The organism is Microbacterium canaveralium, from assembly GCF_047238045.1.
Lineage (GTDB): Bacteria > Actinomycetota > Actinomycetes > Actinomycetales > Microbacteriaceae > Microbacterium.
In genome coordinates, this window is the sequence record NZ_JBDFMA010000003.1 from 1,986,282 (window position 1) to 1,999,853 (window position 13,572).

General features: G+C 69.3%; 14 protein-coding genes. 10 read left to right on the forward strand and 4 right to left on the reverse strand.

All coding sequences use genetic code 11. The features are described from left to right. Window positions 1–3 precede the first annotated feature (3 nt). Both ABC271_RS10490 and ABC271_RS10495 read left to right on the forward strand, forming a co-directional pair. Window positions 4–228 carry a DUF3107 domain-containing protein gene (locus ABC271_RS10490; protein ID WP_412924814.1) on the forward strand — a complete coding sequence of 75 codons (225 nt, stop codon included), beginning with the start codon at window positions 4–6 and terminating at the stop codon, window positions 226–228. A 7-nt stretch (window positions 229–235) separates the two neighbouring features. Then, a complete protein-coding gene (locus tag ABC271_RS10495; protein WP_412924815.1) occupies window positions 236–523 on the forward strand; it encodes a hypothetical protein in 288 nt (95 codons plus the stop codon). A gap of 35 nt (window positions 524–558) precedes the next feature. Here ABC271_RS10495 and ABC271_RS10500 read toward each other — a convergent pair whose 3' ends face one another. Further along, window positions 559–1,272, reverse strand: coding sequence for a ferritin-like fold-containing protein (locus ABC271_RS10500; protein ID WP_412924816.1), 714 nt, complete (start codon window positions 1,270–1,272; stop codon window positions 559–561). Between the two features lie 150 nt (window positions 1,273–1,422). Here ABC271_RS10500 and ABC271_RS10505 point away from each other — a divergent pair, with 150 nt between their 5' ends. Beyond that, window positions 1,423–2,871 carry a DEAD/DEAH box helicase gene (locus tag ABC271_RS10505; RefSeq protein ID WP_412924817.1) on the forward strand — a complete coding sequence of 483 codons (1,449 nt, stop codon included), beginning with the start codon at window positions 1,423–1,425 and terminating at the stop codon, window positions 2,869–2,871. Between the two features lie 56 nt (window positions 2,872–2,927). On the opposite strand, the gene ABC271_RS10510 is transcribed toward ABC271_RS10505, so the two are convergent. Then, on the reverse strand, window positions 2,928–3,788 hold the full coding sequence (locus ABC271_RS10510; RefSeq protein WP_412924818.1) for a PHP domain-containing protein: 861 nt from the start codon (window positions 3,786–3,788) through the stop codon (window positions 2,928–2,930). A gap of 103 nt (window positions 3,789–3,891) precedes the next feature. On the opposite strand from ABC271_RS10510, the gene ABC271_RS10515 reads away from it, so the two are divergent. The 4 genes from ABC271_RS10515 (at window position 3,892) to ABC271_RS10530 (ending at window position 8,534) form a co-directional block, all read left to right on the forward strand. Continuing rightward, window positions 3,892–4,923 (forward strand): endonuclease/exonuclease/phosphatase family protein, encoded by a 1,032-nt coding sequence (locus ABC271_RS10515; RefSeq protein WP_412924819.1) that lies wholly within the window; start codon window positions 3,892–3,894, stop codon window positions 4,921–4,923. A gap of 37 nt (window positions 4,924–4,960) precedes the next feature. Next, the gene (locus ABC271_RS10520; protein WP_412924820.1) at window positions 4,961–6,379 is read left to right on the forward strand and encodes an aminopeptidase P family protein; all 1,419 of its coding nucleotides are present in this window, start codon (window positions 4,961–4,963) and stop codon (window positions 6,377–6,379) included. Between the two features lie 68 nt (window positions 6,380–6,447). Next, entirely contained in the window at window positions 6,448–6,813 is a 366-nt protein-coding gene (locus ABC271_RS10525) for a DUF6507 family protein (protein WP_412924821.1), read from the forward strand. Beyond that, the gene (locus ABC271_RS10530; RefSeq protein WP_412924822.1) at window positions 6,810–8,534 is read left to right on the forward strand and encodes a hypothetical protein; all 1,725 of its coding nucleotides are present in this window, start codon (window positions 6,810–6,812) and stop codon (window positions 8,532–8,534) included. The genes ABC271_RS10525 and ABC271_RS10530 overlap by 4 nt, the downstream gene beginning before the upstream one ends. A gap of 490 nt (window positions 8,535–9,024) precedes the next feature. On the opposite strand, the gene ABC271_RS10535 is transcribed toward ABC271_RS10530, so the two are convergent. Together ABC271_RS10535 and ABC271_RS10540 are read right to left on the reverse strand one after the other, a co-directional pair. Beyond that, entirely contained in the window at window positions 9,025–9,693 is a 669-nt protein-coding gene (locus ABC271_RS10535; protein ID WP_412924823.1) for an alpha/beta hydrolase family protein, read from the reverse strand. Further along, complete coding sequence (locus tag ABC271_RS10540) at window positions 9,690–10,499, reverse strand: YflT domain-containing protein (protein WP_412924824.1); 810 nt, start codon at window positions 10,497–10,499, stop codon at window positions 9,690–9,692. The genes ABC271_RS10535 and ABC271_RS10540 overlap by 4 nt, the downstream gene beginning before the upstream one ends. A 71-nt stretch (window positions 10,500–10,570) precedes the next feature. Here ABC271_RS10540 and ABC271_RS10545 point away from each other — a divergent pair, with 71 nt between their 5' ends. The 3 genes from ABC271_RS10545 to ABC271_RS10555 are packed head-to-tail and all read left to right on the forward strand — an operon-like array spanning window position 10,571 to window position 13,571. Then, window positions 10,571–11,890 (forward strand): magnesium transporter MgtE N-terminal domain-containing protein, encoded by a 1,320-nt coding sequence (locus ABC271_RS10545; RefSeq protein ID WP_412924825.1) that lies wholly within the window; start codon window positions 10,571–10,573, stop codon window positions 11,888–11,890. Then, window positions 11,890–12,423 carry a DUF1003 domain-containing protein gene (locus tag ABC271_RS10550; protein ID WP_412924826.1) on the forward strand — a complete coding sequence of 178 codons (534 nt, stop codon included), beginning with the start codon at window positions 11,890–11,892 and terminating at the stop codon, window positions 12,421–12,423. The genes ABC271_RS10545 and ABC271_RS10550 overlap by 1 nt, the downstream gene beginning before the upstream one ends. Further along, the gene (locus ABC271_RS10555; protein ID WP_412924827.1) at window positions 12,420–13,571 is read left to right on the forward strand and encodes a P-loop NTPase; all 1,152 of its coding nucleotides are present in this window, start codon (window positions 12,420–12,422) and stop codon (window positions 13,569–13,571) included. The genes ABC271_RS10550 and ABC271_RS10555 overlap by 4 nt, the downstream gene beginning before the upstream one ends. Window position 13,572: the final 1 nt, after the last annotated feature.

The following is a 13,572-nucleotide window of genomic DNA, read 5'->3' on the forward strand; positions in this document are numbered from 1 at the left end:
ATCGTGGAGATCCGCATCGGCATCACCAACACCGGCCGCGAGCTGAACTTCGAGACGAACGAAGCCCCGGATGCCGTGAAGTCGTCGATCGCCACGGCGCTCGACCAGTCCGCCAGCCACGTCACTTTCACCGACGTCAAGGGCAACTCCTACATCGTCCCCACGGCGAACCTCGCGTTCGTCGAGCTCGGTACCGAGGAAGCCCGCCGGGTCGGCTTCGTCGCCTGAGGCCACCGTGCAGATCCTCCTCGGCCTGATCATCGGCGCCGTCGTCGGACTCGCCGCCCACTTCACGTTGCCGCATCGCGATCTGCGCGGGGTGGCTCTGGCACCACTGGCGGGTGCGACCGCGTCGGCGATCTCGTGGACAATCCTGACCTGGGCCGGCATCGCGTCCGACTCCCCCGTCCTGTGGATCGTCGCGGTCATCGCTCCCGCGATCACGACGCTGGTCCTGATCACGGCCTTGTCGCGTGTACGTCAGCGCAACGACGCCGCTCTGCGGTCGCGCGCCGGCATCTGAGGCACCCGCAAGACGATCGCGAGCGTGGGCGATCCTCAGGCCGCGAGGCCCATGGCATCCATTCGACGGGCGTGTGCTCCCATGAGTTCCGTGAACACCGGCTCGACCTTCGCCTCCTCCGCGAGGTCGAGTCGCGGGTGGGTGAGGGCTGCCCGTGCCACGAGGAGCGTGTCGCCCACGAGACGACGACCCCACAGGGCGAGCAGCCACCGCCATTCGTCGTCGCTCGCGATCGTCGCGCCCAGGATCTCGACGATCGCCTGCCGGTCGTCATCCGCCTGCAGGATGCGGGCGACCCGGCGCCCGGTGTCGCCGTAGCTCGATGACAGCGCGAGATAGAAGTCGTCGAGCATGCCTGCCGTGATGTGGACCGAGAGCATCGTCTCCTGCGGTCGCACGCCGTGCGTGTTGCGACGGAACGCGTCGAGCGACTCACGGAACGGCAGCATCAGCTGGGTCGGATCCGCACCTCGCTCGCGGATCAGAGCGACGATCTCCTGATGTTTGATGAGGGCGGCCCCCGCAGCGCGGGAGAGGGATTCCTTCTCCGCGAGCTCGGGCGTGGAGGCAATCAATTCGCTGAGCGTCTCGAAGAATCCGAGTTGCAGGTAGGCGGCCTGGCCGAGGAACGTCTCGACATCGGGGGCCAGCTCGGCGAAGTCGACGCGCATGGCGTCGCCGAGGTCTCCCCGCGAGCGCAACTGCAGCGTGCGACCGACCGGTCGACGACGACGTAACCACTCGAACACGCTGTACAGCCTAGGCGTCGGACCCCCGAAACACGCGCCGGGTAGAGTGGACTCGCCCCGGCGATGGATCGGGGCCCCGCGCCTGTGGACGAGTGGAGGGCGTGGATCCGACTCCCCAGGCGGTCTCTCACCGCCGGAACAGGCACGCTCATGACGACTTTCGCCGAGCTCGGCGTCGATCAGGACATCGTCGATGCCCTGGCATCCAAGGGCATCGTGGATGCCTTCCCGATCCAGGAACAGACGATCCCTCTCGGCCTCCCCGGCCAGGACATCATCGGTCAGGCCAAGACCGGAACCGGAAAGACCTTCGGTTTCGGCATCCCCGTGGTCCAGCGCCTCGGGCTGAACCCCGAGCCGGGGGTGAAGGCGCTCATCGTGGTGCCCACGCGCGAGCTCGCCGTCCAGGTCTACGAAGACATGGACATGCTGACGCAGAACCGCGCGACGAGCGTCGTGGCGATCTACGGCGGCAAGGCCTACGAGGGCCAGATCGATCAGCTCAAGGCCGGCGCGCAGATCGTCGTGGGGACGCCCGGGCGCCTCATCGACCTGAGCAACCAGCGGCTGCTCGACCTGTCGGGCGCCGTCGAGGTCGTTCTCGACGAGGCCGACAAGATGCTCGACCTCGGCTTCCTCGCCGACATCGAGAAGATCTTCCAGAAGGTGCCCCCGGTGCGCCACACGCAGCTGTTCTCGGCGACCATGCCCGGACCGATCGTGGCGCTCGCCCGCCGGTTCATGTCGAACCCGATCCACATGCGGGCGAACGACCCCGACGAGGGTCTCACGCAGGCCAACATCAAGCACCTCGTGTACCGCGCGCACTCGCTCGACAAGGACGAGGTCATCGCCCGCATCCTGCAGGCAGAGGGCCGTGGGAAGAGCGTTATCTTCACGCGCACGAAACGCGCCGCCCAGAAGCTCGTCGACGAGCTCGGCGACCGCGGCTTCAACGCCGCCGCCGTCCACGGCGACATGAGCCAGGAAGCGCGCGAGCGCTCCATGGCCGCGTTCAAGGCCGGCAAGCGCGACGTGCTCATCGCCACCGACGTCGCCGCGCGCGGCATCGACGTCAACGACGTCACCCACGTCATCAACCACACGATCCCCGACGACGAGAAGACCTACCTGCACCGCGCGGGTCGCACCGGCCGTGCGGGCAAGACCGGCATCGCGGTGACCTTCGTCGACTGGGACGACCTGCACAAGTGGGCGCTCATCAACCGCGCGCTCGAGTTCGGTCAGCCCGAGCCGATCGAGACCTACTCGTCGAGCCCGCACCTGTACACCGACCTCGACATCCCCGAGGGTACGAAGGGCCGCCTCGTCACCGCCCCCAAGGCGCAGGCTCCCAAGGTCGAGAAGCCCGACACCGCCGACGGAACGGATGCCACGGGCGAGGGCGCCGAGCGTCGCCGCCGCCGGCGCCGCGGAGGCTCGGGCGACCAGGGTTCCGGCCCGGCGCCGCGAGCGGAGGGTGCGGGCACGCACGACGGAGGCGGCAGCGAGCACCACGACGGCAACGCGGCCCCGCGCCGTCGTCGCCGCCGCCGCAGCAGCGGATCCGGCGGCGGCACGACCGCCCCGACCGCCTGAGACGACAGCACGCGAACGGCGCCGCTCCTCTTTCCGAAGGGCGGCGCCGTTCGTCGTCAGGGATAGACGGGTGTGGAGCCTGTGCCGGCGGCGATCAGACGCTCCACCATGTCGTCGTCGGTGGTGTTCTCGCCGGGCAGGTTGGGCTTGCCGAGGCCGTGGTAGTCGCTCGACCCGGTCACGATGAGATCGCGCTCGACCGCCAGTCGCGCGAGGGTGGCGGTGGCATCCGGAAGATTCTCGCGATGACGCAGTTCGAACCCCGCGAGCCCCACCGTCAGCATGGCCTCGAGCACGGGCCGGGGCAGAAGAGCCCTCCCGGCCGGGTGTGCGATGACCGGCACGCCACCGGCACCGACGATGAGCTCCACCGCGGTGACGGGGTCAGGAGCGAACAGGGAGACGTAGTACTCGTTCCTCGGGTGCAGGATGCCGGCGAACGCCTCGGTGCGGTCGGCGACGATGCCCCGTGCCACGAGCGCATCCGCGATGTGCGGTCGCCCGACCGTCGCGCCATCCGTGGTCTGCTCAAGGATGTCGTGCCAGTCGATGTCGAAGTCGCGCGAGATCCGCTCGGCCATGATCTGCGCACGATCCAGACGCGACGACCGGATGCGGTCGGTCATCGCGCGGAGGGAGTCGTCATCCGGGTCGACGAGGTAGGCCAGGAGGTGAACGCTCCGCCACTCGTGCTGAGCCGACAGCTCCATCCCCGGGAGGAAGGTCATTCCCAGCGACGACGCGGCCTCCGCCGCCTCGGCCCACCCCGACGTCGTGTCATGGTCGGTGAGGGCCACGGTCCGCAGACCGTGGCGGTGTGCCGCAGCCATGACGAGGGCGGGTGACTCCGTGCCGTCGGAATGCGTCGAGTGGAGGTGAAGGTCACTCGGCCCTTCGAATCGTCGATCGTGCTCCACCCGTCGAGCGTACCGCCCGGGTCCGCGGGGCCGCGGTCGCCGTGGAGGTGCCGCAGTGGCGGCATCCGTCGATCTCCCAGGCGCCTCGCCTAGGGTCGGGTGCGTGCGTCGGCTGTTCGGGATCGTGTTCGCTACGGTGTGCGCTGCGGCGGCCGTGGCGCTGACCTGGCCGACCGTTTTCGGCATCGAACGGACGTTTCCGCTCGCCCAGGTGATCTCCTTCCGCGTGCCCGTCGCCGCAGGATTCGTCGCCGCGGCAGCTCTTGCACTGCTGTTCGCGCTCCTCCGCCCCGTGCGCGCTCTGGCCCTCACGGTGGCCGTGATCTTCGTCGCCGCAGCGGGGGTCAACGGCGCCGTGGTGCTGCAGCGCGGCACGGGCACCGACGCACTCCCGGCGAAGACCGACACGAGCCTTCGCGTCATGACGTGGAATACGGCGGGCTCGGCGACCTCGGCCGATTCCATCGCGCAATTCGCGGTCGGCATGAAGGCCGACGTGGTCACCCTGCCCGAGACGACGATCGAGACCGGCGCTCGAGTCGCCGAGCTCATGCGCGACATGGGTCAGCCGATGTGGGCGCACCACGCCGAGTACGGCCAGTACGGGATCACCGGATGGGATGCCACCTCGACAACGGTGCTGATCCGGCCCGAGCTGGGCGACTACAGCGTCATCGAGTCGTCGCTCGACGGATCCAGCAACACGTCCACGGTGCCCAGCGCCGTAGCGATGCCGGTCTCGGGCAACGGCCCGATCATCGTGGCCGCCCACGCCGTCGCCCCGCGTCAGGAGTACATGACGGAGTGGAAGTCGGACCTGCAGTGGCTCGCCGATCAATGCGCGACCGACAACGTCATCCTGGCCGGCGACTTCAACGCGACGCTCGACCACATGACGGGCCTCGGCGTCGACGGCGGCACCCTCGGTCGCTGCCGAGACGCGGCATCCGAGAGCGGCAACGGCGGGGTCGGCACCTGGCCAACCGACGTGCCGGCTGCGCTGGGCGCCCCGATCGACCACGTCATGGCGACGCCGGACTGGACGGTGACGGGCTCCGTCGTCATGCGGACGCTCGACGGCTCGGGCAGCGACCACCGCCCCATCGTGGTGCAGTTGGAGCGGACGACCGGCTGACCGTGCGGTGAAGGGCCGGCGGTGCGAGACTGGACGAATGGACTCCCCCGCTGACCGCGACACGATCGCCCCCGAAGAGCAGAAGCCCGTCGAGACCACGACGAACCGCAAGGCCCCGTTCCCGCGCGGCTTCCTCGACACGATCTCGACCGGATGGGCCGAGCGCCCCGAGACGCTCCCCGATCGGCGCGAGCAGTCCGCCTGGGCGGCTCGCCGCCGCGAGCGCGTGTCGGCCGCCTTCCCGGGACAACGGCTCGTGGTGCCGGCGGGGTCGCTCAAGCAGCGCAGCAACGACACCGACTACCCGTTCCGCGCCCACTCGGCGTTCTCCCACCTCACGGGATGGGCGGCGGACTCCGAGCCCGACTCCGTCCTGGTCTTCGAGCCGCGCGAGGGCGGCCACGAGGCCGTGCTCTACTTCCGGGAGCGCGCCGACCGCACGACGCCCGAGTTCTACGCGGATGCCTCGATCGGTGAGTTCTGGATCGGCCCGCGCCCCGCTCTCGCCGGCGTTGCCGCAGACCTCGGCCTCTCGACGGCGCACGTCGACTCGTTCGTGGCCTCCGACGAAGACCGCGTCGTGGGTGTGGACGACGAGCTCACGCGCTTCGTCTCCGAACTGCGCCTGGTGAAGGACGAGTACGAGCTCGCCCAGCTCGCGTTGGCCGTCGAGGTCACGGCATCCGGTTTCGACGACATCGTGGCCGAACTTCCGCGCATCATCGAGCACCCCCGGGGCGAGCGCGTGGTCGAGGGAGTCTTCCATCGACGCGCACGGGCCGACGGCAACGCGGTCGGGTATGACACGATCGCCGCCTCCGGACCGCACGCGTGCTACCTGCACTGGACCCGTAACGACGGCGCCGTGGTACCGGGCGACCTCATCCTCATCGACGCGGGAGTCGAGGTCGACAGCCTGTACACGGCCGACATCACGCGGACGCTGCCCGTGTCGGGTCGATTCACCGAGGTTCAGCGCCGGGTCTACGAGGCGGTGCGCGAGGCCGCCGACGCCGCGTTCGCCGCCGCGCGTCCCGGCGTGCCGTTCCGTCGCGTGCACGAGGCCGCGATGGAGGTCATCGCGGCCCGCGTCGCCGAGTGGGGCCTTCTCCCGGTCACGGCGGAGGAGGCTCTGGATGCCGACCGCGGCGGCCAGCACCGGCGCTACATGGTCCACGGCACCAGCCACCACCTCGGCATCGACGTCCACGACTGTGCGCAGGCGCGACGCGACATGTACTACGACGGCCTCCTCGAACCGGGAATGGTGTTCACCATCGAACCGGGCCTCTACTTCCAGATCGATGACCTCACCGTCCCCGAGGAGTACCGCGGCATCGGTGTGCGCATCGAGGACGACATCGTGATGACGGCCGATGGACCGGTGAATCTGTCCGCGGGGATTCCGCGCACGGCCGATGAGGTCGAGGAGTGGATCGCCCGGCTCGCGCGGTGACCCCCGTTTCTGGAGCGTTGTCCACAGGGTGAAGTCACGCCCCGCGCGGGTTCTTTACGATCCCGCGCATGTCGTACTCGGTGGATCCCCCGCAACTCCTTAGCGTCGCTGAACGTCTGCGCGGCTGCTTCGATGACCTCGACGAGGTCGTGGCGTCCGTGCGCAGAGCAGTGGATGCCGTCTCCCACTCCCTCGCTCGTGCGGCGGTCGTGCGCACCGCATTCACGGAGGTCGCCGACCCGAGAGTCGACCTCGCGCGGCGCCTCCTTGGACGAGGGCGCTCGGCGATCGTGGCTCTGCAGTCCGCGGCGCTGGCCTACCTCACCGCGGACGACGAGATGGCGACCGAGACCGCGTCGCGCGCGGCGAGTGCCGACATCGCTGACGGAGGCAACCCTTACGACCCGACGGTCTTCGCCGGGAGGCGCCCGTGACCGCCGCGATCGTGCTGCCCGAGCCACCGGTGGACGCCGAACTTCTTCGCGAGGCCGCGGACGCGTTGCGGCAGAAGACCGACAGGTTCGAGACGTCCTTCCAGGAGGCACTCGTCCTCTGGAACCTGGCCCCGCAGGCGTACCGCGCGCCCGAGGCCGACGCGCTGCACCGATCGCTCACGACCACACGTCCGGTCGCGCGCGAGATCGCCGCCGGGATGGAAGCGGCATGCCGCGCTTTCGAACGATACGCGGACGACCTCGACGATCTCGCCCTCCAGAGAGGATCCCTTCTCGACGCGCGGGCGCTCGGAGCGCCGCCTCCCGTCTGGGACAACGGTGCCGATGGCGCCGCCGTCGCGATGAACGAGATCGCGCACCGAGAGTGGCAACTCAGCATCGATCGTGACGCCGCTGTGCTCACAGCGAGGTACGACGAGGTCACGCAGCGCTGCGCGGCGGCCCTGCGCGCCATCGCGGATGTCCCCTGGCCCGTCTTCGCGTCCTGGGCAGGCCCCGAAGCTGCGCAGCCGTCGTCGCCGACCGACGCCGCAGGACTCGCTCTGCTCGACAGACTGGCGACGTCCCCGGGCGACGCCGGAGCGCTGCTGTCGGCGCATCCCGAGTGGTCGGTGGTCATCGGTCGCACGGCACCCGCGGGGATCGCGCGGTGGTGGAACACGCTCGACGCCGAGGTCGCCGGGGCTCTCCTCGCCACCGTCCCGAAGTTCTTCGGGAACCTCGACGGAGTGGCGATCGCGGATCGCGTGGCCGTCCACCGCAGCCAGGCGCGCGAGTATCTTCGCGCGCTCCGTACCGAACGTCAGACCCTGAAGGATCTCCGGATCCCCCGGGGACGACCGACGGCGCTCCAGGTGCTCGACCGCCGCCGCGAACGCGCGCGCCTCGATCGCGAGATCGCGTATTTCGAGAGAGTCGCCGACGGGTCGACGCTGCTGTACGCGTGGGATCCCGACCACGGATCATTGATCGAGATGACCGGTGATCCTTCCACCGCAGAAACGGCCCTGTTCGTCGTCCCCGGGACGAACGTCGACGCGGACGCGTTCATGGCGGAGCACCCCGTGACCAGGTTCGCGGAATGGCAAGTGCGCTCAGGGGGCGGCTCCGTCGTCGCTTTCACGGTCATGACCGGCCCCATGCCCCAGCTCAGCACGTTCATCGAGGCCGGGCCGGAGTGGAATCGATTCGCCGAGGAGCGCGGCGGCGAATATGCCCGATTCATCCGGGGAGTGGATGCCACCCGACCGGGGCTCTGGACGATGAGCTACGAACACTCCTACGGCGGAGGGGTCGGAAGCGAGGCGGAGAAACATGGCGGGACCGTGGACACCCGTTTCCTCGCCGCCAGCGTCGGCGCGATCGGACCGTACGAACCACACGACGGGACGGTTTACTTCGCGACCCAGGCCGCGGACGACATCAATCGCTACTACGCCGGTATCGGAATCGGACCTCTCGGGTTCAGCGTCGCTCCGGAATCGATCCCCGGGGTGCACATCGTCGATTCGGGGCTCCCCGGACCCGACATCGCGATGCTGGCCGAATTCGCGTACACCTCCAACCCCGGGGCGCTCGTCAACATCGTCCACGACAGCGTCGAGCATCACACCGCGCTGATGAGCGACGACGAATCCATCAACGGTCGCGTCCTGGACACCGTCCGTTCACTTCTCGACGAGAAAGGCAAGGTGCAATGAGGTCCGTCCGCATTCTGACCGTTATTGGAGTCGTGAGCGCAACTTGCGTTGGGTGCACCGCGACCGAACTGCCTCGGTATTCGGAAGTCCGGGCCGAAACGATCGAGGTGCTGCAGCAGGTGGCAGACCTCGTCCCCGGACCCAAGGAGATATCGGAGACTCCCGAGTTCGAACCATATCCGTGCGATGACGCGTTGACCTTCGGGAATACGCCCGGAGCGTTCTTCACTGGGCAATGGCGAATATTCGTTGACGAGACCTTCGACGTTGCGGACTTCGTTCGAACCGTTCCGTCACTCCTGGGCGAACCATGGCGCGAAGAGCCGCTGGATATCCCCGTGAGCTTCACTCAGGTGAGACTGGTTCGAGAATCGCCTCGCATGTCGCTCACCGTCGAAGAGTCCGTTCCCGGAGATCGCAGGGCGGTTGAGCTTCTGGCGATCTCGCGGTGTGGAATTGAGGACGAACTCCCCTCCGCAACGCCAGAGCGTCACAGCCCTCGCACGAACTCCCCCACGACGCCGGCGAGCCCGGCGCCGATCTCGTCCGCCGGCCGCCGCTTCCCCTTCACCTCGAACGAATGATTCGCCGACTCGACCCAGTGCACGCGCGCGTCCTGACAGGTCGCGACGACGTCGTCGAACTGCGTGCGCGGCGTGATGAACGGGTCGTTCTCCCCTTCGACGAACAGCTGCGGTACGGCGATCGCCGGAAGGTGCTCAGCACGGGGCTTGTCGGGACGGTCCGGCGGGTGCAGCGGATAGCCGAGGTACACGAGGGCCTGAGGAGACAACGCTCCCTCGGCGGTGGCGACGGAGGCCATCCGTCCCCCGTACGACTTGCCCGCCGCGATGAACGACCCGGTGCCGGTCGCGGCGAGCCACGCCTGGACACCCGTCCAGGTGGCGACGGCGTGGGCGGCGGGGCCCGGCATCCGTCGTCCGGCCTCCACGTACGGGAAGACGAACCGCAGGACCGAAAAGCGTGCATCGGACAGTGCCGCCGACAGCCCTTCGAGGAACGGGTGGGTCATGCCGGCTCCGGCGCCGTGCGCGAGCACGATGGTCGCGTCGGCCCCCGGAGCTTCGGACCACAGGCCGGACACATCGGTTTCACCCGTCGGCAGCGCGACGGCGATGCGAACGGACTGTGCGGTCACCGTTCTTCGCGAGGCTCGCCTGGGGTCGGATCGGCCTGAACCGGGGGCGCGGCGTCCGGCGATGAACCGGGTTCCGGCTCGGGCGACGCGGCGGGCTCGACGTCCGACTCCGACGGGGCCTCGGGCTCCGACGGTGCCTTCTCTGCGGGAGGTACGGCCGGCGGCGCGATGCGCTCACCGTAGCGGGGAGGCTCGTCGTCCGTGGTCCGCTGCGGAACCGGCGGACGCGGCGGCACGGCGGGAGCGGCTGCCCCCGGGTTCTGGACGCGCTCCCCATACTGGGGCGGGGTGGGATCGGTCGAGGCCGACGGTCGGGCGACCACGGTACGCGCGGCACCGGCGGGCCCGAGGACGCCGCGTGCCTTGGCGAGGCTCGGCGCGGCGACACAGACGTCGTAGTGGTCGGCGGTGACCTGCATCACCGACGCGAAGTCCCGTCGGCGACGCACGATCGCATACGTTCCCAGGCTCAGCAGCATGCCGAGAGCCATGCCCACCAGCAGAACGCCGATGAACGCCGAGATCTGCGCGGTCGGGGTGCCGAGCACGAAGATGAAAGCGAACAGCAGACCGAGCATGAGCCCGTTCAACGCGCCCGAGCGCGCGGCCGTGGCGTAGCCCAGCCGCCCCGTGATCCGCTCGATCGAGCGCAGACCACTGCCGACGATCGCGATGTCGCGGGCCGGAACTTCGCCCGCGATGAGCGAAGACACGGCCTTCTGCGCCTTCTCGTACGTCGGGAACGAGGCGACCGTCTCGCCGACCTCATCCCGTCCCGCGCCGACAGGTCCCGCGAACATGCTCATTTCTCCATCTTGTCACGCACCCCTATGCCCCCGATGGATGCTGCCGACAGATCGCGGACTACGCTGGGACGGTGAGCACGCAAAGGGTTTTCGTCGCCCGCTTGGCGGGCTGCACGGTGTTCGATCCCGCGGGAGACCGACTGGGGAAAGTGCGCGACGTCGTGGTGATCTACCGCGCCTCCGCCGCGCCGCGCGTCGTGGGCCTCGTGGTCGAGATCCCCGGTCGGCGACATGTGTTCGTCAGCATCGGTCGCGTGACCTCCATCCAGTCCGGCCAGGTCATCACGACCGGTCTGATCAATGTGCGTCGCTTCCACCAGCGCGGTGGTGAAGTCCGCGTGATGGCGGAGATGCTGGGCCGGCGTGTCCACCTCGTCGACGGCTCCGGCGACGCCGTGATCGAGGATGTCGCGATCGAGCGCAACCGCCTCGGCGAGTGGGACGTGGGCCAGCTCTTCCTCCGTCGCCCACGCACAAGCGCGTCGCCCTTCGCCAAAGGCGCGACGACCTTCGCCGCGTGGAAAGAGGTCCGCGAGCAGCAGAAGCCCGGGCAGGCGCAGTCGGCCGAACAGCTCGTGGCGACCTACTCCGACCTGAAGCCCGCTGACCTCGCCAACACGCTCCTCGACCTGCCCGAAGAGCGCCTCATCGAGGTCGCGGAAGAACTCAGCGACGACCGCCTCGCCGATGCTCTCGAAGAGATGCCCGAAGACGAGCAGGTCCATATCCTCGAGCAGCTCGGTGACGAGCGCGCCGCCGACATCCTGGATGCCATGGAGCCCGACGACGCGGCCGACCTCCTGGGTCAGCTGCCCGAGTCGCGCTCCGAGCAGCTCCTCGAGCTGATGGAGCCGGACGAGGCCGACGACGTCCGGGCCCTGCTGCAGTACGGCCCCGACACGGCAGGCGGCCTCATGACGCCCGAGCCGATCGTGTTGTCGGCGGATGCCACCGTCGCCGAAGCGCTCGCGCTCATCCGTCGGCACGAGCTGCACCCCGCCCTCGCGGCATCCGTGTTCATCACCCTCCCTCCGTACGAGACGCCGACGGGACGCCTGTTGGGCACGGTGCACTTCCAGCGCATGCTGCGGTACCCCCCGCACGAGCGGCTGGGCGCGATCATCGACGACACGCTCGAGCCCGTGCCCGCGGACGCCACCGCGGCGGAGGTGGCGCGACTACTCGCGAGCTACAACCTGGTTTCGCTGCCCGTTGTCGATCAGGCCCACCGTCTGGTCGGCTGCGTCAGCGTCGACGACGTCCTGGACTACCTGCTGCCCGACGACTGGCGCACACACGACGGCGATGATCCGAGACCGAAGACGACGATCAGACCGCTCGCGACCGCGAGCATCCCCCAGATCCCGACCCAGACCCCGAGGAGGCGCTGATGGCACGTGCACAACGACAAGCCGCCCTCGACGCCCCGCGCGGTCGCACCGGGATGCTGGCGCCCCGCACACCTCAGCCCTCCCGCGACCGGTTCGGCCGGTTCACGGAGTGGGTGGCGCGCGCGATGGGGACGCCGACGTTCCTGCTCTCCCTGACACTGTTCTGCGTGCTGTGGATGGGGTGGAACTCGCTCATGCCGGAGGAGCTTCGTTTCGACTCCGCGGCCATCGGGTTCACCGCCCTCACCCTCGTCCTGTCGTTGCAGGCATCGTACGCGGCGCCCCTCATCCTGCTCGCGCAGAACCGCCAGGATGACCGCGACCGGGTTCAGATCGAGCAGGATCGCCAGCGCGCCGAACGGAACCTCGCGGACACCGAGTACCTGGCTCGCGAGATCGTCGCGCTGCGCATGGCGGTGCGCGATCTGACCGACGAGGTGATCACGAAGGAGAGCCTCCGGGCCGAGTTGAAGGCCGCGCTCGAACGCCTCGAAGATCACGACACCGCCGAACCGAAGACGGCCACCCCGTGAGCACGGCGGTCGCCGACCGCGTGCGCACCGCCGTCGCCGCGGTCACCGATCCCGAGCTGCGGCGACCCCTCGGCGAACTCGACATGGTACGCGACATCGCGGTCGTCGACGGCGTCGCCGAGGTCGGAATCGCGCTCACGATCGTCGGCTGCCCCGCAGCCGATCGAATCGAGAGGGACGTCCGCGCCGCGGCGGCATCCGTCGAAGGCGTGTCCCGCGTCGATGTCGCGGTGGGCGTCATGTCTCCCGACGAACGCCGCGTGCTCACCGAACGCCTCCGGGGAGGACGCGCCAAGCGCGAGATGCCGTTCGGTCCGGACTCCCTCACGCGCGTCATCGCGGTGACGAGCGGCAAGGGCGGCGTGGGCAAATCGACCCTGACGGCGAACCTCGCGGTCGCCCTGGCGGCTCTCGGACTCCGCGTCGGACTCGTGGATGCCGACGTCCACGGCTTCTCGATCCCCGGGCTGCTCGGCCTCGTCGACGCTGACGGCCTTCCGCCCGCCCCGACGCGGCTCGACGACCTGATCCTCCCGCCCGTGGCCTACGGGGTGAAGGTCATCTCCATCGGCATGTTCCTGCGGCGCCCGGGCGAGGAGGCAGCCGGGGCCGTCGCCTGGCGGGGGCCCATGCTCCACCGCACCGTCCAGCAGTTCCTCACCGACGTGTACTTCGGCGATCTGGACGTCCTGTTGCTCGACATGCCTCCGGGCACGGGAGACGTCGCGATCTCAGTCGGTCAGCTCCTCCCCCACGCCGATGTGCTGGTCGTCACGACACCACAGGCCGCGGCCGCGGACGTCGCCGTCCGCTCGGGACTCGTCGCACGCCAAACGGGTCAGACGCCGATCGGCGTCATCGAGAACATGGCGGCGATGGCGCTTCCGGACGGGACACTGCTCGACCTCTTCGGCTCAGGTGGCGGCGACGCCGTCGCCCGCGCGCTATCCACCGACGGTCATTCAGTGCCGCTCCTGGCATCCGTCCCTCTGAGCCCGGCCCTGCGCACCGGAGGTGACGACGGACGTCCCGTCGTCATCTCCCACCCGGACGACCCGGCCTCGATCGCGATCGACGCCGCGGCCGCCGCTCTCGCCGTGCGGCCGCGAGGACTCTCGGGGCGATCGCTGCCCCTCCGACTGAGCTGAG